The 20,814-nt window shown below is 33.6% G+C and carries 15 protein-coding genes and 1 pseudogene; 15 read left to right on the top strand and 1 reads right to left on the bottom strand.

The window, feature by feature from the left end; all coding sequences use genetic code 11:
- Positions 1 to 202 precede the first annotated feature (202 nt).
- The 9 genes and pseudogenes from IGJ02_RS09030 (at position 203) to IGJ02_RS08990 (ending at position 12,314) form a co-directional block, all read left to right on the top strand.
- On the top strand, positions 203 to 892 hold the full coding sequence (locus tag IGJ02_RS09030; RefSeq protein ID WP_430601775.1) for an alpha/beta hydrolase: 690 nt from the start codon (positions 203 to 205) through the stop codon (positions 890 to 892).
- 267 nt (positions 893 to 1,159) lie between these two features.
- On the top strand, positions 1,160 to 2,401 hold the full coding sequence (locus IGJ02_RS09025) for a sugar ABC transporter substrate-binding protein (protein WP_430601774.1): 1,242 nt from the start codon (positions 1,160 to 1,162) through the stop codon (positions 2,399 to 2,401).
- A 117-nt stretch (positions 2,402 to 2,518) separates the two neighbouring features.
- A complete protein-coding gene (locus IGJ02_RS09020; RefSeq protein WP_430601773.1) occupies positions 2,519 to 3,403 on the top strand; it encodes a carbohydrate ABC transporter permease in 885 nt (294 codons plus the stop codon).
- A gap of 14 nt (positions 3,404 to 3,417) precedes the next feature.
- A complete protein-coding gene (locus tag IGJ02_RS09015; RefSeq protein WP_010761523.1) occupies positions 3,418 to 4,248 on the top strand; it encodes a carbohydrate ABC transporter permease in 831 nt (276 codons plus the stop codon).
- Between the two features lie 10 nt (positions 4,249 to 4,258).
- A complete protein-coding gene (gene bglX / locus IGJ02_RS09010) occupies positions 4,259 to 6,418 on the top strand; it encodes a beta-glucosidase BglX (RefSeq protein ID WP_430601772.1) in 2,160 nt (719 codons plus the stop codon).
- Between the two features lie 14 nt (positions 6,419 to 6,432).
- Positions 6,433 to 9,738: a GH36-type glycosyl hydrolase domain-containing protein gene (locus tag IGJ02_RS09005; protein ID WP_430601771.1), complete on the top strand. Its 3,306-nt coding sequence runs from the start codon at positions 6,433 to 6,435 to the stop codon at positions 9,736 to 9,738.
- Positions 9,739 to 9,751: 13 nt separating this feature from the next.
- Entirely contained in the window at positions 9,752 to 10,711 is a 960-nt protein-coding gene (locus IGJ02_RS09000) for a LacI family DNA-binding transcriptional regulator (RefSeq protein WP_430601770.1), read from the top strand.
- 79 nt (positions 10,712 to 10,790) lie between these two features.
- Positions 10,791 to 11,111, top strand: a pseudogene (locus IGJ02_RS08995) (CorA family divalent cation transporter); the annotation flags it as partial.
- A 219-nt stretch (positions 11,112 to 11,330) separates the two neighbouring features.
- Entirely contained in the window at positions 11,331 to 12,314 is a 984-nt protein-coding gene (locus IGJ02_RS08990; protein WP_430601769.1) for an aldo/keto reductase, read from the top strand.
- Positions 12,315 to 12,417: 103 nt separating this feature from the next.
- On the opposite strand, the gene IGJ02_RS08985 is transcribed toward IGJ02_RS08990, so the two are convergent.
- Entirely contained in the window at positions 12,418 to 13,839 is a 1,422-nt protein-coding gene (locus IGJ02_RS08985) for a helix-turn-helix domain-containing protein (protein WP_430601768.1), read from the bottom strand.
- Positions 13,840 to 14,974: 1,135 nt separating this feature from the next.
- Here IGJ02_RS08985 and IGJ02_RS08980 point away from each other — a divergent pair.
- The 6 genes from IGJ02_RS08980 to IGJ02_RS08955 all read left to right on the top strand — a co-directional run bounded on the left by IGJ02_RS08980 (position 14,975) and on the right by IGJ02_RS08955 (position 20,790).
- The gene (locus IGJ02_RS08980) at positions 14,975 to 16,102 is read left to right on the top strand and encodes a tyrosine-type recombinase/integrase (RefSeq protein ID WP_430601767.1); all 1,128 of its coding nucleotides are present in this window, start codon (positions 14,975 to 14,977) and stop codon (positions 16,100 to 16,102) included.
- A 287-nt stretch (positions 16,103 to 16,389) separates the two neighbouring features.
- A complete protein-coding gene (locus IGJ02_RS08975; RefSeq protein ID WP_010761515.1) occupies positions 16,390 to 17,058 on the top strand; it encodes a winged helix-turn-helix domain-containing protein in 669 nt (222 codons plus the stop codon).
- Between the two features lie 41 nt (positions 17,059 to 17,099).
- Positions 17,100 to 17,897, top strand: a complete 798-nt coding sequence (locus tag IGJ02_RS08970; protein ID WP_430601766.1) for a signal peptidase I — start codon at positions 17,100 to 17,102, stop codon at positions 17,895 to 17,897.
- A 54-nt stretch (positions 17,898 to 17,951) separates the two neighbouring features.
- The gene (locus IGJ02_RS08965) at positions 17,952 to 19,166 is read left to right on the top strand and encodes a hypothetical protein (protein ID WP_430601765.1); all 1,215 of its coding nucleotides are present in this window, start codon (positions 17,952 to 17,954) and stop codon (positions 19,164 to 19,166) included.
- Between the two features lie 29 nt (positions 19,167 to 19,195).
- The gene (locus IGJ02_RS08960) at positions 19,196 to 19,894 is read left to right on the top strand and encodes a hypothetical protein (protein WP_069654802.1); all 699 of its coding nucleotides are present in this window, start codon (positions 19,196 to 19,198) and stop codon (positions 19,892 to 19,894) included.
- An 83-nt stretch (positions 19,895 to 19,977) separates the two neighbouring features.
- Positions 19,978 to 20,790, top strand: a complete 813-nt coding sequence (locus IGJ02_RS08955) for a hypothetical protein (protein ID WP_430601764.1) — start codon at positions 19,978 to 19,980, stop codon at positions 20,788 to 20,790.
- Positions 20,791 to 20,814: the final 24 nt, after the last annotated feature.

The raw sequence follows: 20,814 nt of genomic DNA, 5'->3' as shown, positions 1-20,814 counted from the left end.
AATAAAGTAAAACGCATAGATTAGACTTCGTTTTACTTTTATTTTTTTATCGCTAAAATGTGTTGGATACTAAATATTTATTAAATTTAGTCAGGGTATGAAGAATGAGCGTACACTTTCAAGGTAAAATAAAAACGTTGAAAAAAATGTTAAGACACTCTTTCAATTAAACAATTATTCATTTACAAGAAAGTTGGTCAAAATGGAAAAAAGAGCGATATTGATTATTCATGGGTTTGGCGGTAATGAGAAAGAAATTCTTTATTTACATGAATACTTAAAACAAAATAATCTTGATTCATTTTGGATTCAATTAACTGGACACGATGGAAATAAACAAAATTTTTCAAAAGCGACATCCGACCAGTGGTTAGCAGATGTTAAGCGTAAATTAGATGAACTGGAACAACAGTATACATATATCACGTGCATTGGTTTTTCAATGGGGGGCTTACTCACAATCCAAGCTTCAGAAAGAGCATCAGTAGATCAACTCATTTTATGCAGTACTCCGATTTATCTTTATAATGTTAACGTGATTATGCAAGATATCGCGGGAGGCATCTTCTTTAAAAAGCAAGAGAAATTGGATTATTATTTTAGCTCTGCCAAATCAGCCTCTATTCGTTCTTGCTACCAGTTTTTATCGTTACTTCAAAAAACAAAGAAAAAGTTGAAAAACGAAACGCAATCAACAACGAATAAAAGAATGCTCATTCTACAGAATAGACAGGATGAAACAACATATTATAAAAGTGCGTATTACCTTGCAAAAGCTAGTAAAGCACAAGTTTCTCTAAAAATATATGAGAATGGGAGGCATCAATTGTTTTTAGGAGAAAATAAAAATATTGCAGTGGAAGATATAAAAAAATTTATCCTCCACGAATAATTGAATCTTTACCTTATTTAAAATTCTTATTAATTAAGTGAAAAATACTTATAATGAGAATTTTTTTATTTTGAGTAAATTTTATTAAGATTTTCACTGCAAAGAGTGTATATATCTAGTTTTTAGTGAAACGTTTCTATTTAATGTTGTTCCAATTCCGGAAACATCGGGATTTGACCCGAAAGAAAACGCTTGCTTTTAAATGAAATGAGGAATATAATCATTTTTGTAGAAACGTTTCACTAAATATTATTGAGGAGTGGAAGTATGAAATCATGGAAAAAGCTTTGCTTATTAGGAACAACTTTATTTGCGACTGTAGGTGTTATGGCAGCTTGTTCTTCGGGAAGTAAAGAAAGCGCTTCAGATGAACTAACCTTTTGGTATATGGGTGATGGTGATCAAGGAATCAAGCCGATTGTGGATGAATTTACGAAGGAATCTGGAATCAAAGTCAAAATCCAAAGTATTCCGTGGTCTACCTCGAGAGATAAATTACTAACGGCAGTGGCTTCTAAAGAAGGACCAGATGTTGTACAAATGGGAACGACGTATATGAGTGAATTTGTTGATGCTGGTGCATTGTTGGATATATCAGATGATGTAGAAAAAAGTGACGTCATGAAATCAGAAAATTTCTTCGATGGTTCTGTTGCAACAACTCAATTTGATGGTCAAACCTATGCAGTACCTTGGTATACCGAAACTCGTGGGCTATATTATAGAAAAGATTTGTTAGAAAGTGTTGGTTACAAAGAAGCACCCAAAACATGGGATGAATTAGCTGATGCAGCAAAAAAACTAGCAGCTCGTGGAGACAATAAATACGGCTTTGGTGTTGAGCTAAAAGAGCCTACATTTGGTTTTATGTTCGCTCGTCAAAATGGCTCCGAGCTATTTGATAAAGATAATAAGCCACTATTTAATCAACCTGAAATGGTAGATGCCTTAAAATTCTTAGATAAGTTAGTCCAAGATGGTTCTGCACCTAAGACAGATTTAGGATTAGAGATCGGACAAAGCTTCGGTGGAGAAGGTGTTGTACCGATGTTTATCAGTGGTCCATGGATGATCAATAGTATCAAAGATTCCGCTCCTGATATTGACGGGAAGTGGGGAGTGGCTGAGTTACCTAAAGGACCTGTGAACAATATGTCAGTAACAGGTGGAGCCAATTTAGCAGTTTTTAGTAGTTCTAAGAAAAAAGATGATGGGATGAAGTTGATTGAATATCTATCAAAACCTGAAAATCAAACGAAATTTTTTGAAAGTACGAATTCACTTCCAACCAATAAAGAATCATGGAATTCAGATGTATTCAAAAATGACCCATTGATTTCAGTATTTGGAGAACAACTAAACGAATCACAACCGATGCCATTATTAAAACAATGGGATGAAATTTCTCAAAACTTTATGAAGCAATGGGAACAAGTTGTTGTGAGCGGAAAAAATCTTCAGGACGCAATGGATGAGCTAAATGAGCAAACGGAAAGCTTGATTAAATAATCTTAAGGAGTGAAGGGACAAAAGGCTAGAATATGTTATCGATCATGCATCTAGTGAATGATAAATGTAAACTTGTCTTTTGTTCTTTTTATTGATTTAGTAAGGAGGAACGAAACCATGAAAAAATCAAAATCACCTTATTTTTTTATTGCTCCAGCCGTTGCATTGTTACTGGTATTTTCTATCATACCGATTTTTATCGCTGTAACAATTAGTTTTACAGATATGAGTTTAGCAGGATTAGCAGATTTTTCTCGGATTAAATTTGTAGGTTTAGATAATTATTTAAACATTTTCAACGATAAAGTTTTTGGACAAGCGATGTTTAACACTGCTTATTATGTTGTCATCGGTGTGCCCCTAGTTATTCTTTCTTCATTAGCATTAGCTATTATGATCAACTTTGGGGAGAATAAATTTTTCTCTTTTATGCGTTTAGTATTCTATAGCCCTTCAATCACAAATACAGTGGCTGTATCAGTTGTATGGATGTATTTATATAATCCAACAATTGGCCTATTAAATCATTTATTATCTTTTTTAAACATTGGCCCGATTATGTGGCTGACAGATCCAAGTACATCGAAACTTTCATTAATTATCATTGCAGTTTGGAAAGCAATTGGCTTAAATATGCTGATCTTTTTAGCGGCGATTCAAGGCATTCCAAAAGAATATTATGAAGCAGCTGAAATTGATGGTGCAAACAAATGGCAGCAAATTTTAAAAATCACGATCCCATTGCTAAAATTTTCGATTTTCTTCGTAACAGTAACGACCTTGATCGGTTGGTTCCAATTCTTTGATGAGCCGTTCGTTATGACCAAAGGTGGTCCATTGGATAGTACGTTATCCGTTGCGTTATTTATTTATCAAAGAGGCTTCCAATACAACAAATTTGGGTATGCAGCAGCAGGCTCTGTCATTTTATTCATTGCGATCATTATTGTGACAAGTATCCAAATGAAAATCCAAACAAAACAAAAAGAAAATGAAGGATAAAAGGAGAGAACGATATGAATTCACATAAAAATGCGCAAATGAGTTTTAAGCTTTTTATTGGTATCCTCTTAGGCGTTCTGGGCATCATGACTTTTTTCCCGTTTCTTTGGATGATTTTTTCTTCATTTAAAACCAATGCGGAAATCAATCAGATCGTACCTAGTTTATTCCCAAAAGATGCGACATTTGATAATTTTAAAGAGTTATTTTTCAGATTGAATTTTGGCACCTATCTTAAAAATACGTTGATCATTACGGCTTGTTCTTTTATCGGCTTGTTATTAAACGCTATGGCAGGTTACGGGTTTGCTAAGTTTGATTTCAAAGGAAAAAATGGACTTTTTCTGATGGTATTAGCCACAATGATGATCCCGGGACAAGTAACCATGATCCCCGTGTATCTATTGTTGAATTCAGTTGGTTTGACGAATACATTAATCGGAATCGTTTTGCCAGGACTAGCTGGTGCATTTGGAATTTTTCTATTCCGACAATTTATGAATACTATTTCAAATGAAATGCTTGAAGCAGCAAGACTTGATGGCGCTAGTGAGTGGTACATCTTTTTCAAAATAATTTTACCAGTCAGTCGTCCAATTTTAGCAGTTCAGGGCATCTTGACGTTTATCGGTGGCTGGAATTCATTTTTATGGCCGTTGATTATCGCCAATGATGAAAAATATTATACATTATCTGTTGGCTTACAACTATTACAAGGACAACATGGTTCAAATTATGCCTTACAAATGGCTGGAGCGACATTTATGGTTATTCCAATTTTGATCGTATTCTCGATTTTTCAAAAATACATTTTACAAGGATTTAACGTTTCCGGAATAAAATAAAAAAGAAAAGGTGACTATAAAAATGGAACAAAAGCAATTAATCGATTTACTGGAGCAAATGACATTAGATGAAAAAGTTGGACAATTGCTTCAACTCGCAGCTGAATTTTATTCTGAAAAGGCGGAGGAAAAAACAGGACCCATGACGGATCTTGGTTTGACACATGAAGACATTAATAATGCAGGGACAACCCTTGGTATTTCAGGTGCAAAAGAAGCAATTCGTGTACAAAAAGCATACATGGAGAATAATCGATTAGGAATACCAACGATTTTAATGGCAGATATCATCCACGGTTTTCGGACGGTTTTCCCTATTCCGCTTGGTTTGGGTAGTTCATGGGATCTAGAAGCTGCAAAAAAAGTAGCGGAAGTTTCAGCGAAAGAAGCAGCAGTTTCAGGTTTACACGTGACATTCTCACCAATGGTCGATTTGGTTCGTGATCCACGTTGGGGTCGCGTAATGGAATCAACTGGGGAAGATCCCTTTTTAAATAGTCGTTTTGCGGAAGCATTTGTTAAAGGCTACCAAGGGAATGACCTGAAAAATGATTTCTTTCGTGTAGCGGCTTGTGTTAAACACTTTGCGGCGTATGGTGCAGCAATCGGTGGTCGTGACTATAATACAGTCAATATGTCTGAACGACAATTACGAGATAGCTATTTACCTGGTTATAAAGCAGCACTTGATGCTGGGGCAAAATTAGTGATGACTTCTTTTAACACAGTGGATGGTGTCCCAGCAACAGGAAATAAATGGCTATTTAGAGATGTGTTGAGAAAAGAGTTTGGTTTTGATGGAGTCGTTATTTCAGACTGGGGAGCAGTCATCGAGTTGATTCCTCATGGTGTAGCGGCAGATAAAAAACAGGCTGCTGAACTGGCAATCAAAGCAGGTGTGGATATTGAAATGATGACAACCTGTTATACCGAAAATCTAAAAGAACTGATTGAAGAAAATATCGTAACTGAATCTACCTTAGATGAAGCTGTTCTACGTATTCTCACGTTGAAAAATGACTTAGGTTTATTTGAAAATCCCCATAGAGGCGCTGACGTGATTTTAGAAAAAGAAGTTGTTTTGTCAAAAGAGCATCGTGATATTGCAAGGGATATTGCGAGAAAATCAATTGTCTTATTAAAAAATGAGCATGTATTACCCTTATCGAAATTAGAGAAAGTTGCTATTGTAGGCCCCGCTGCTGATTCTCACGATGTAATTGGTGTTTGGTCTTGGCAAGGTAAAAAAGACGAAGCGATTTCTTTAGCGCAAGGTGTTGCTCAAATTGGCGCAGAATATGTGATTGGTAAAGAAGCGTTCGATTATTTTAAACCAAGTCAAGCAGCGATTGATGAAGCTGTGGCTTTAGCCAAAGAGGCTGACAAAGTTGTCTTAGCACTCGGTGAAGAAGATTGGATGAGTGGGGAAGCATCAAGTCGTAGTGATATTCGACTTCCACAAGCGCAACTAGACTTATTCGATGCTATTCAAGCTGTCAATAATAATATCATTGTGACTTTGTATAATGGTCGTCCCTTAGATCTAAAAGGAATCGATTCAGCCAAAGCCATCGTTGAGGCGTGGTTCCCAGGGACAGAAGCTGGGACAGCATTAGCTGATATTCTATACGGAGAGTATAATCCAAGCGCTCGTTTAAGTATGTCATTCCCTGAAACAGTGGGACAAGTACCTGTTTATTATAATTATGATAATACAGGTCGACCATATGAACCAGGTGATGAAAAATATGTAACTAAATATTTAGATGTTTCCAATTTTGCAAAATATCCCTTTGGTTTTGGTTTAAGCTATAGCGAATTTGCTTACACTGATTTTGAATTAAGTTCGCATCAAATGAATTCAGATCAAACAATTACCGTTTCTATCACTGTAGAAAACCAATCAGATATCTCGGGTCAAGAAACAGTTCAATTATATATTCGAGATCAAATTGGTGAAGTTGTTCGTCCTGTCAAAGAATTAAAAGGCTTTGAAAAAATAACCCTACAAGCACATGAGAAAAAAACGGTTCAATTTACGATTACTGAAGAACTTCTTCGATATGTGCATAGTGACCAAACGTTTGCTAGCGATGCAGGAACTTTTGATGTAATGATTGGATCAAATAGTAGAGATGTCTTAACAAAAACATTCAAATTATTGAAATAGATAGGAAGAGTGAGATGACGCATCAAAAACGAACAATTAAAAATGGTGGGACGGCCGTTTCGTTTTTAGAAACGGGAGATCTATACGAAATAATACATGGACATATTATGATCAACCAACTAAATGGGAATGCATTAGATGGAAGTTGCAACCAACTCTATTTGAGAGTTTATGATAATAATGGTATTCATAGTGCCCCCATGATCGGCTCAAATTCAGCCAGTACATTTCTGATGGGAAAAGAACAAGCGACTTGGTTCGGCAATTTTTTCGACGTGAACTACCAAGTTGATTTTAAATTAACTGAAATGGGTATTTGGTTTTGGCAAGTGACATTGACAGGTTCTGGGCAGAAAGTTGATGTTATTTATGGTCAAGATATCGGTAATGCGACAAAAGGTGCTGTTCGATCAAATGAAGCGTATATGTCACAATACGTGGATCACCATGTCTGGAAAGAAAATGAAACAATTACTATTTCTTCTCGACAAAATCAACCGCAAGAAGGAAATTTTCCAGTAATCGAGCAAGGAAGCTTAAATTCGTTGGTTGCTTTTTCTACAGATGGTTACCAATTTTTTGGTCGCGAGTATAAGGAAACAAATCAAGCTCAAGCTTTGAAAAAAGCATCTTTAGCAAATGAAGTGTATCAATACGAATTTGCCTATATTGCGTTACAGACTGAAATCTACGATGTAAGTGAGAAAGAGACTAAAATTGTTTTTTATGGAGCACCAATAGACAACCAAAGAACAGTTATTAAAGAGCCACTTATTTCTAAAGCAGATATCCAAAAAAATTATGATGCATTAAAATTCGAAGAAATTGATGAGCAATCAACAAACTATGAGAAAAAAATAGGTGAACCAATTACAGGTAAAACATTGACGGATATAGAACGCGACGAATTATTTCCTAATCAAAACCTAGTCGAAACAATTGATGGCAAAGTAGCTTCTTTCTTTACAGATGAGTATCATCATGTGGTTTTGAAAGAAAAGGAAATAGCCATGGAAAGAGCTCACGGGCATATTCTATTAAGTGGAACAGAACTAGATGTAGAGCGTCCCATCCTGAGCACGACTGTTTATATGTATGGTCTTTTCAATTCTCAAATTGTTTTAGGCAATACATCTATGAACAAATTAATGAGCAACAGCCGCAATTCACTAAATATCATGAAACAATCAGGTCAAAGAATTTATATCAAAGATGCAGAAAATTGGCGTCTATTAACAATGTCCTCTGCATTTGTAATGGGATTAAACTCCGCTACATGGTATTATAAATTAGAGAATGATATACTTATGGTGAGAACGTTTACGTTATGTGATACTAAGGAAATCCGTACAGAAGTGATAAGTCAACGAGGCTTGAAATATACTTTTGCCGTAACCAATCAATTGGTGATGAATGCAGATGAAGAAGAGCCAACCTATGAAGTGACTAAATCAAACGAATTGGTAAGTGTAAAAGCTTTACCAGAGTCAGTGATCCATGAAGAGTATCCTGATTTAACTTATTATTATTCGTTAGATAAACCTTTTGAACTAACGGATGAGCGCTTGTTTTTATCTAGTAAATCTGCAGGAGTTTTAACTATTTTTGTGATTAAAGAACAAACAGAATTTTCTATGGCTATCCAAGGAAGCTTGACGGGAGAACCATTTCAGACAATAACGACCACATACGAAAAAGAAAACAAGCAATTCTTAGACTTTGTAAATGAGCTATTAAATAATTTCCAGTTAACACATAAAACTGAAGAAGTTGAATCAATAAACGTGTTGTCTCGCTGGTATACACACAATATGTTGGTACATTATCTTTCACCACACGGATTAGAACAGTATGGGGGTGCTGCTTGGGGAACACGAGATGTTTCACAAGGTCCAACAGAATTTTTCTTTGCCGTCAATCGACCAGAAGTTGTCCATTCAATCATTAAAAATGTCTATGCAAATCAATTTGAAGATGATGGAAATTGGCCGCAGTGGTTTATGTTTGATCGCTATGAAAAACAAAAAGCCGATGAGAGCCATGGTGATGTGATCGTTTGGCCGATGAAGATTGTGGCTGATTATTTGGCTAAAACAAAAGATTTCAGTATTTTAGAGGAAAAAATTCCCTATACTGATCGTAAAACCTTTTTAAAAACAACGAAGACTTACACCTTGTTTGAGCATATAAAAAAAGAAATTCAATTTATTGAAAATAACTTTTTAGAAGGAACATACTTATCTTGTTATAGTGATGGAGATTGGGACGATACGCTACAACCTTATGATAATAAGTTGAAAAAATATATGGCAAGTAGTTGGACAGTTGCGTTAACGTATCAAATCGTGAATAAATTATCCAATTTATTAATGGAGGTCGACGCCGTATTTGGCGAGCATTTACAAGTTTTAGCTGTTAATATTAAAAATGACTTTGAAAAGTATATTTTATCGACTGAAACAATTCCTGGTTTTGTTTATATGGAAGACACAGATCATGTGGAATTTATGATTCATCCAACAGATAAAAAAACAGGGATTCAATATCGTTTACTGCCAATGACACGTAGTATGATCGCTGAGCTATTAACAGCTGAACAAGCTAAACATCACTATGCTATTATTAAAGAACATTTGCAATTTCCAGATGGCGTCCGTTTGATGAATCGACCAGCAACCTATCAAGGGGGTGTCAGCACCAACTTTAAGCGTGCGGAACAATCAGCTAATTTCGGACGTGAAATTGGGTTACAATATGTTCATGCGCACATTCGTTTCACAGAAGCGATGGCTAAACTTGGTAAACCTGATGAAACGTGGCGAGCCTTGAATAGCATTAATCCGATTCAAATAAAAGAGCATGTTGAGAATGCTGAGATACGTCAAGCCAATGCCTATTTCAGTAGTTCCGATGGTGATTTTAAAACAAGATACGATGCGCAAGAAAACTTTACCAAGCTGAAAGATGGCAGTGTTGGAGTTAAAGGTGGCTGGCGAATATATTCCAGTGGTCCTGGAATATATATGAATCAACTGTTGACCAATGTTTTAGGCATTCGGGAAGATAAGGAGAATATGATCTTCGATCCAATTTTACCTAAAGAATTAGATGGTCTAGCGATGGGGTATCAAATTGCTGATAAAGACGTGAGAATTGTCTTTCATTTAGTGGGACAAAAAGAGGCAGTTCTCGCAAACGGAACTGAGTTTTCTATAAGACGAGAAGAAAATCCTTATCGCCAAGGTGGGTATATCGTTCCTTTAGATGAACTCATTGCTTGTTTAGATAAGAAAGAAAACCAAATAGATATTTTTTGTTAGGAGATGAGCGTACATGGTAGGAATCAAAGAGATTGCAAAAAAAGCGGGGGTATCGATTTCAACTGTTTCTTATGCATTAAATGGCAGTCCAAAAGTTACTGAAGCAACTCGAGCAAGAATCCAAGCGATTGCAGAGGAATTGGACTATATTCCTAACATGGCTGCTCGTACGTTAAAAAGGCAACAAACCAATATTATCGGTGTATATCTTGCTGATTATGGTGGTAGTTTTTATGGCGAACTATTGGATGGCATAAAAAAAGGACTGGAAGCCCAGAACTATGAAATGATTGTTTGCAGTGGGAATAAATCACATTTGTTTATTCCCGAGCGAATGATCGATGGTGCAATTATTTTAGACTGGACGTTCAAAAACAAAGAAATTGAACAATATGCAGATCGAGGTCATTTTTTAGTGATTTTAGATCGTTTGATTACTCATGAAAATGTGCGTAAAGTTTTATTAGATAATAAAGGTGGCGCAACGTTAGCCATTGAAAAAGCTGTGGCCAGTCAAACGCAAAAAATATTTTTAGTTTCTGGTCCCCAAAAAAGTTATGATAGTCAGGAACGATTAAATGCCAGTATCAAAGAATTAGAACGCTTTTCAATTGACTATGATATTATTTCAGGAGATTTTACAGAACCTTCTGGTTATCGGGCAGCTAAGGAAATCATGGGAAGTGAGCCTAAGTTTCCTGTAGATATTTTTGCGTTGAATGATGAAATGGCAATCGGCATTTATAAATATTTTGAAGAAACACCGTATGAAATTGGCAAGGATATTCGTTTGATCGGTTTTGATAATATTGATATCAGTGCATTCATTCAGCCGCGATTAGCGACGATTTCATATTCTAAACATCGTTGGGGTATGTTGGCTGCTGAAAAAATCATTCAATTGATTACGGGAGAAGAAACGGAAGATGACCATATTTATACAAGTTTTATTGATGGGTCTTCATTTTCTTGAGTAGGCAAAGAATAGATCAATAGAATAATTGTGAAAGGTGTGATAAGGCGATTTTCAGTCTTGTCACACCTTTTTATAAAATGAGGTTGAAAAAGAACAATGGGAAGATACTATGATTGAAGCAAGACAACTAGTCGAAATGGTGCAGTTAACATCACAAGTTCTACAGCAATTATCTGGAACGTATAACAATATCTTGAATAATAACTTGAATGACACGATGAAAATTTTGACAGTACTGTCGATTTTATTAACGATTCCAACAATCGGAACTGGTTTTTTCGGGATGAATATGCCTTTACCACTGGAACATAATATTTTAGGATGGATGATTGCAATTGGAATAAGTTTGATTGGTTGGTTTGGCTTATCTTTTATATTGCGTCTTATATTAAAATAAGAGATTAAAAATATAATTGTTACGTTGCTCTGAACTAAGAAAATTGTATTTTTTAGTGCTGGAAATAATTCCAGCACTTTTTTTTCAGTAAAGATTAATTTTTTTGATGTTTCATATAATGTACAATTAAAAAGATCATTGAGAGAAAACCCTTGACTTATAGTGCACTCTAATTGATATAGTTTGGATACATAAACAATTAGAAAGGATTGATTAATTATGAAAGAAAGACAACTTGGTAAAAACGGATTAGTTACTTCAGAAATTGGATTTGGCTGCATGGGACTGAATTATCATCGAGGACCTGCTAAAGATAAAAATGAAATGATTGAAGTAGTGCGTACAGCAATCGATGCAGGGATCAAAATGTTTGATACAGCAGAGGTTTATGGGCCTTATACAAATGAAGAATTAGTTGGGGAAGCATTGACTGGAAAAAGAAATCAAGTTCAAATTGCAACCAAAGGTGGATTTAAAATCGACGGACTAAAAAATCAACCAGATAGCAGCTCTAAAGCGATTATATCTGCTGTAGAAGGCTCGCTAAAACGGTTGAAAACGGATTATATCGATTTATACTATATTCACCGAATTGATCCAAATACACCAATCGAAGAGGTCGCTCTAACGATCCAAAAGCTCAAACAGGAAGGTAAAATTTTGCATTGGGGGGTCTCTGAAGTTGGGGCCGAAACGATTCGAAAAGCTCACAAGGTAGAACCGTTAGCAGCAGTTGAAAGTGAATATTCTATTTGGTGGCGGGAAGTTGAAGAAGAAGTTTTACCAGTTTTGGAAGAGCTGGAAATCGGTTTAGTTTCATATAGTCCATTAGGGAGAGGGTATCTCACAGGAAAGTTAAATAAAAATACCCGTTTTAATGAAAATGACAATCGAGGAGAATTACCGAGATTTACTCAAGAAGCCATGAGAGCGAATCAAGTATTGCTTGATTTTATGCAGGAAATTGCGGATACGAAAAATATCACAACTGCTCAACTTGCGATTGCTTGGATACTTGATCAAGAACCGTGGATTGTTCCAATTCCAGGAACTACTAAAAAGGACCGGATTTTAGAAAATGTTACAGCAACCGATACAACGTTTAGCCCAGACGAAAGAGTCATAATTTCGAAAGCATTAGAGCAAATTCGGATTGTCGGTGATCGATACCCAGAATCTGAGAAAAAACGTACCGGACGCTAAAAAGTGTTTCTATAGTTAGAGTGCTCTTAAAAATTGGTGGCGTTAATAAAATACTATACGTTTTATTAATGCCACCAAAAAAAATTTTGTTACTGGACAAGAGCTAGCTAGACAATTTTGTTATGAGATGTTTTATTGATGTATAGATTGTATGGTAATCTTCATCTGTGGGTACTTCATTGATATAAAGGATATTTTCTGCCTTGAACTGTCTAGTTAATTCAGGTGTTTTACTGGTAGTAACTACTATTTTAAGATCAGCAATTGAATCAACAAAATCAGCGAGTGAGGTATGGATAGAAATATTCAAATAGGCTCTTAGTCTGCCATCTAATGTTTTCTTTATGATATTTTCAGTAAAAATACCAAATTCTGTGTCTAAAAGTATATCTACAGTAGGTTCAAAATAACTTAAATCTTTTAACTGACTGAAAATTAACATGTATTGATTTAAAATATAGTTATTACTAACGATGTTATATAAGCCAAATTTCTCTGATAAATGAAAAGCTATAATGTTCATATTCTTTTTTAACATTGGGAACTCTTCGAAATAATGATTATTCTCAGTGTCGCTCCATGTAGGGTATAGCAAGGCATTTACATGGGCTGAATAGACACTAGATTCAATTTTCTTTTGATCGTCGAGAGAAAGGTTAAGATAGTTAGCTGAAAGATAATAGGAAAATTCTGAAGAAATTCTTGAAAGAAAAGTATTGTTCAATTTAGCATTTTTAATAAAATGCCTTCCTAGCTCAGTATTCATAAATCTAGGGTAACTAAATAAACGTAAGAAAAAAAATTCTATTTCTTTTTTTGAAAGTGTAGATTTAAGTTTATCTAAATGAAACTTTTCACTTATGTATTCAGCCTCATCTCTTAAATAATAAGGGATATCTACTTCATAACCATTTCTATACCTAATGATTTGTATTGATAATGAATACATAGTTTGTTTAATATTAATATTATTGACATTTTTTATATAGGATTCATTTTTTTTTGATTTAACAATGTCAGATATTAAGTCTTCATCTATCTCATCAAATGGCCACACTTCACCATGAAATAATTGCCAGAAAACTTTATTCGCATATAATCGTGTATTTTTTTCATCACCAATCAGATAATTGAATCCTTTATTCGATTTTATTATTAACTTGTATGCCGAAATCTGTTTAGTTATAGTTGCAATAGATCTTCTATAAGTAGCCTCACTAATAAAATTATCTTGAACAAACTTTATTCTGTTGACCTTGTAACCCAACAATAATCGCAAGAATAGTTTTATACTCCAATTTTCAAAAATAAGATTTCTTTTAAATTGCTTGTAATATAAAATATCTGAATATTCTAAAAAAAGCATGTTATTTTCACTTGTTCTAATAGAAACTTCATGACCAGGATACATCAAATCAGAGTTGATTTCTTTAATGTATTTTGTCACGGTTGTAGAAGATAAATCAAGATGTTGGCTAAGCTCAATTGTAGTTCTACCTTCAGTTGAATTAAGTAAACAATCCATAATATCAATTTTGGTTTTTAGAACACTATCGTACAATTCATCTAAGTAATATATAAGTAGCCCTCCCTTTTTATTTCCACCAACTGATTCTACTATAAAATCAAATACATCACAAACTAGCCACTCGATAAAATGTATTAAAAGAACACTTTAATATCGGAAAAAAATCAATATTTTTGATATTTTATAATAAAAATTGAGCAAATATTGTTATAAAATTATGTGATAATTTGAAAGAGAAAAATAATGAAAAGATTAGATGAGGAGGAGACAAAAGGTAAATAGGGTAGAAGAACATACATATTTTTATTAGATATATTGCTATTTAACTTGTTAATTATTTATTAAAGAACGTTAAAATTATAGCCTCAATGTAACGGAATCAAAAAAAATTCATATGCAGATAAATGAGCAGTAATCACTGTTTATACATTTATAGACCCACTAATATACTAGGAAATTGTGTTTTAAATAAAGAAGGGCGAATAAATAAGATTTGAGGTAGTATTCAGATGGAAAAATCGGTTGAAAAGTATAATCAAAATAAAATACGTATGCAGTTTTCTTTAATTATAACAGGTACGTATCAGTAAATATTGATGATCTTTGGACACATAACGAGGTTTTTAACTAAAATAAATCTGAATTTATATAATCTATTACTACAACTGATGTATATCAAAATTATTTTCTTATTCAGACCATGTTCAGTCTGATATTTGGGATACTATTGATATTTTTTGCATTTCAGTATTTAAATTTACAAGTTATATTAGTTATTTTCAAACAGGTTTTTTGTATAAAAAAATACTAAGGAAAATTGAGCCTTAGTAGTAAGTCAAATTTATTTGAATAAATAATTTATATAGTTATCTTTATTCTTTGAAAATAAGGAAGTCAGTTAAATAAGACATTTCGTTTATATATTTATGATAATGGATAAAAGATTAATAGTCAATGTGATATTACGTTGATTTCTATCATTTTTTTAGATGTTTTATTAAAAAAATGATAGAAATAACAGTTTTTTTAAAATAATAACAACGAAATGACTTATTTGTACATTAAATTGGCGATTTTAAAAATAAGCCGTCAAAATTAGCGTCAAAATAATTATCAGATAGGGTGAGATTCTATGGCTAAAAAAGGTGAAAATATATATAAAAGAAAAGATGGACGTTGGGAAGGTCGCTATATAAAATATCGGAAACCCAGCGGGAAAATCCAATATGGATATATATATGGAAAAAAATATAAAGATGTAAAGGAACGTTTAGTACATTTGAAAGCCACTCAGGCTGAAAGCAGAAAACACAGTATCGTTCCGGATAGTCTTTTTTTAGAATGGTTTGAATCTTGGATGAATAAAAGTTTAAAAAAGAAAGTTAAGCCAACTACCTTTTCAGTCTACTCAAATATGGCACAGAACTACTTGATTCCTTATTTTGGAAAAATAAGAATTCGACAATTGAATAAGCAAAAAATACAAACATTTGTGAACATACTGGAAGAACAAAACCTTTCTTCTGGTTATATTCGAAACGTTTTTAACCTTCTACAAAAGGGGTTGAAAGAGGCTGAAAGGCTAGGCTTTATTGATCAAGATTTATTAAAATATGTGAAATTACCAAAAATGAAAATGAAGCCAGTCCACGCATTGTCATTAAATGAGCAACAAAATTTGGAACGTGCTGCTTTAAAATTGGACGAGTGCTCTGCCATTATATTGGCTCTTTATTCTGGAATGAGAATTGGTGAAATTAGTGGTTTGAAATGGTCGGATATTGATTTTGAGCAAGAAGTTATTTATGTAAAAAGAACAGTATATAGAATTTCAGACATAAAAGAAAATAACAAAAAGACTATTTTGATTGAAGGAAGTCCGAAAACAGAAAGTTCAAAACGAGCAATTCCAATGTCAAAAAACTTACAAAATTATTTAATAGAAAAAAAAGAGAAATCGGATTGTGATTATGTAATATCGTCTAATGGAAATTGTGTAGAGCCTAGAACGATTAATTATCGTTTTAAGAAGCTTTTAAAATATGCAGATATAAAAGATATTCATTTCCATTCTTTAAGACATACTTTCGCTACAAGATGCTTAGAGCAGGGAGCTGATATAGCGAGTTTAAGTCGATTACTTGGACATAATTCGGCTAAGTTAACATTAGATACATATACTGATTCAATGTTTGAAAATCGGCGTGCGGTTATTTCAGCAGTTGATTTGCTATGGTGTTCGGTTGAAAGTAAAACGTAAACAATTAAATAATAAAAAGCTGAAAACAGAATGGAGAATGACTATTTTATAGTGTTCTCCATTTTGTTTTTTCTATATAAGCCGTCTTAATAACCGTCAAAAAAAAATACACCATGAATTTTAGACTATTTTTTCGTCTGTTTCTTTATTTTCAAAGAATAAGGAAAAATAATGCTAACTATATTATAACGAAAAATCATAAACTTAAAAACAATAATGCTTGAAAAAGTAATGAGAAATGAAACGTTTAAACGGAAATTATAAAAAATATAAACGGAGGTAGGAAAATGTATAACTTGTGTTATATAAAAGTGGCTACTTTTGATTTGGATCCATATTTAAAAGCGCTAAAAAAAGAATGTCAAATCTCTGAAATCAATGAGACGCTTATTTATTCACAAACAAATGATATAGATGGAATTTTGATCTTTAATGAAGATCCAGCGAAGTTTTCAGAAGTATGTGATTTAATCTTAAAAATTAAAAGACAGATAAATTGTCTGATTTGGACCATATCAAAAGAAAAAAATACTATTTCGAATATTGTCTATCTACAGTTAGGGGTCAATGGCAATTTTTGTGAGCAAGAGTCAATAGATGAATATCGATTAATTGTCTTAAATGCATTGAAGAACCGTAATTACTTTAAAAAAAAATCAGAAAAAAATTCTTTGCTAGTTTTAGATAAAAGTAATAGAGAAATAATAATAGACGGAAATAATCATGTGGGATTGACCAAACTAGAATATAAATTAATAAAACTATTGATGGAAAATCCTAATAGAACACTCACGTATAAAGAACTTTACGAGAGTATCTGGAATAAACCATTCAAACAATCAACATATCGAGTTTCTAACTTAATTTTTCATTTAAGATCAAAAATTGAAACAGATAAAATGCATCCTAAATATATCAAAACAATTCGTTCTAAAGGGTATCGATTTGTCGAATAGTTTTCGCTTCACAATAAAGTCATTATGAATGGAGGAGACTTTTGGAAAAACAAAAAAAAGTATTGAAAAAGGCACGTTCTTTGAAAAAGAATGATACGGCTGAACATATTGAAGTTGAACAAAAAATGAGGAAGAAACGTGTGAAAAAAAATAGTACAGCAAAAAAATCCAAGCAGAAAGCTAAACAAAATAGAGGTCAAATGAGTGACTCAGTTATAAAGCGAAATAGAAAAAAGAAAATAAATCGAGAAAAAATCAAGAAAAAAAGAAGAAAACAGATCTTAGCAAGAGGTTGGAATCTCGTTTTTTATACGTTTATCTTAATCATGCTATTTGGTGCTGTAATGTTTTCATTTAATGATAGTAAGAGTAAATCATTCTTTGGTTACCGATTTATGACAGTCAAAACAAATTCCATGGCTCAAAAGAAAGATCGCCCAAAACATAATGATGGATTTGAGGCTGGAGCGATGATTTTTCTAAAAAGTATTCCACCAGAAGAATTGAAAGTGGGAGATATTATCACCTACAAACCTTTTGAAGGTGAACAGGAAATCTATTTGACCCATAGGTTGATTAAAATAGATAAAGAATTAAACCAAGAAACAGGTTTATTTTTTACGACACAAGGTGATGCGAATAATAATCCAGATTCTCCAATACACTCAAATCAATATGTAGGTAAGGTAGTATTTCATATTGAGTATATAGGAAGAATTATTCAATTTATTCGAGACAATCTAATCATCGTTCTTGTTTTATTATGTGCAATATTTGCCTTTAGTTTGACGATTAAATATTATTTGAGTCTTCCAAGTGCAAAGTCTAAATCAGTATAAACTCCCTGAAATTTAGGGATTTATAAATAAAAAGAAATATAGGAGGTTTTTTCAATGAAAAAATGGAAAAACAAAAGTAAAAAACAGAAAGTGGGGTCACTAGCAGCAGCTTCGGCTGTGTTGTTGGTAGTAGCAGGTACTTTCGCCTTCACATCGTACACTGAGTGGGTTCGAAATCATATGCAATCTGCGGGGTATGAAAAAGGGGCAGTAAATATCGTCGAGGTCTTCCCACCAGGACAAGAGCTAGATGCTAATGCAACGATCCAAAAGAAAGTTGACGTTCAAAATGCATCAGGAAATGATGTTATTGTTCGTGTATCATTTGAAGAAATGTTAAGTAAACTAACTTCTGGGGAAACAACTGCTGGGAATGCCGCATATACACCTAGTAAAACTGCCTTTCCTGTGATTGTAAATCCTGATTCTCATGCATCAGGTTGGACGGAAGTTACAGGTCCTGTGACAATTCTTGATGGAAATGGTACATCTACTGCTAAACCAGCTAATTTGAAATTATTTGTTAATGGAAATAGTACAATGCTGGTAAACCAAACAAGCGGATTGAAATACTATGCTGATAAACCAGCTGATAGCAATGTAGAATTGCCAAAAGCTTTCCAAACATCGGGTCCAGAATATACAATTCCAACAATCAATGGAACAAAATGGGCAGATGCAACAGGTGCAACGGTTGAACAAAAAGTTACTGCAAAAGCTACGCTTAAAGACGGAGCAGGCGCGACTGGTACTTATGAGTTAAGTGATGTTAAATATTTCACATATGCTTCTACTTATACCGATACTGCAAATGATTGGAAAAACCCTGTTGTAAATCTTAATAGTACTAATTATCCAGGCTTTACAGGAACAGTGGGTACGATGACTCCAGCAGCTGGCTCAGCTAAAGTGTCTTCTGTAAATTCAGATATTACGTTTGATATGCCAAATGTAGTAACTACGATTCCAAGTTCAGGTCAAGGAAAATGGTTCTATAGTGATGGTTATTTCTATTATGATAAAGTGCTTGCAGATGGTACTAAAACAGAATCTTCAGTGTTAGAAAATATTAATATTGGCGCTGCAGATACCACTTGGAAATTGTCTTCATACGATTTATGGGTTGGTCTAGACTCTATTCCAGCTAGTAAAGCGGCTTTAGATATTGCTTTTGATGGCAGTCAAATTGGATCAGGTTCATCAGGCTGGAGCAACATGTCTTCTCAAGCGAAAGCTTACTTTACTGCTTTACCAGGCATGGCCGAGTAATGAAGTAACACATTCTGGGAGGAACAATTATGAAGCGAATTCATGCTATCATCATTTTAGTCGCAGGACTAATCATATTCACTGGATTCGGACTTTCCGCAAATGCTGCGGAGAGTCTTCCTCCTGGATTAGTTATTGCAGATGAAAATGGAATCCACGCGAATGAAAAAGGTAAATATTTTATTGAACACAATGAAATTAAACCTGAACTAACATTTGAGAGAGCTATTATGATTAGTAACTATGGTATAGAAGAAAAACCATATCGCCTATCTTTAAGATTTTCTGAAGGTGATGACAATCATTCAAGTTTTAAAGAAGGAAAAATAGATTTGAATAGAGCAATTTCTGTCACCATGACAATGAGTGGTAAAACGTTATACGCTGGTGATCTAATTGGAAATGGATTACCAGATGCAAAAAATAAAGCTATTGATTTGGGAACTTTTAAACCAGGTCAAACAGAAACCTTGAACGTTAATTTTTTTGTAAGAAATGATAGTGACGACGATTGGAGTGAAATAAGTCAATCCGACTTTTATTGGGTATTCTATGCGAGTGAAGATACTAAATTGCAACCAGACCCTAAGCCGTCCAAACCTTTTGGAATATTCCCTCAAACGGGTGAAGATCTAAGGAATGTTCTTTTAGGATTTATCTTAGGTCTACTTTTTATAAGTTTAGTAATTGTTGTTACGATAAAAAGGAATAGAAATAGGCGTCGTTAAAGAACACACGGTCGAATCTTATCTGATCTTTTGAATTTTACAAGTATTGTAAAAATTGAATGTCAGAGAAAGGAAGTGAAACATTGAAGAATAGAAAAAAAAGATTTTTTTATAAAAAAGGGTTGAGATTAAATCAAAATAAACTTTTCTTCGGTAGTTTTGCGCTATTATTTTCCTTTGTATTAGTTGTCGGAGCGACTTTAGCATGGACCAGTTATGCTGAGTGGACAAAAAACCACACCCAATCAGAAGGAACAGATAAGCGTTTAGAAGTCAAAGTTGAAGAAGTTTTTGATCCTAATTGGATACCAAACATAGAAACAAAAAAAGAAGTGAACATAATCAACACTGGTGAAATAGATGCCCAGATAAGAGTATCCTTAAAAGAAGTACTATTACAATTCAAAATGACCTATGAAGTTTATCCACGAGCCGAATATGCTAAAGATAGCTACGATTATGGTGACTTATACGAATCAGAAAAAAGTTCAGCGACGATAGAGATAAGTAATAGTCAGACATGGATTGTAGGACAAAAGTACAAATCTTTAGATGAAAAAAAACAAGAGCATTATTATGAAGGACGTAAGAGAATTCCAACTAGTGGTACAACAGAAATAGGATTTAATGGAGGAAATAGAGAGACTGAAATGTCAAAATGGATTCGCATTAATTTTGGACCCTATGTTCAGTCAAATCAAAGTGGTGGAGGGGACTATTGGTATTATAAAAATGGTTACTTTTACTATTCTACTATACTTAATCCAGGAGAGAAAACAAAAACACCATTGTTGAGAAGCTTAACATTATCAAATGAAACGCCTAACTATTTTAAAGGTTCTCTTTATGATTTGATAGTTAAAGTAGAAGGAATATCAAAAAATGATTCGTGGTAATAAGAGAGAGCACCTAAATCTGAT

Source organism: Enterococcus sp. DIV0724b (assembly GCF_050531475.1).
Lineage (GTDB): Bacteria > Bacillota > Bacilli > Lactobacillales > Enterococcaceae > Enterococcus_L > Enterococcus_L haemoperoxidus.
This window is presented reverse-complemented; position numbering and strand designations above follow the sequence as displayed.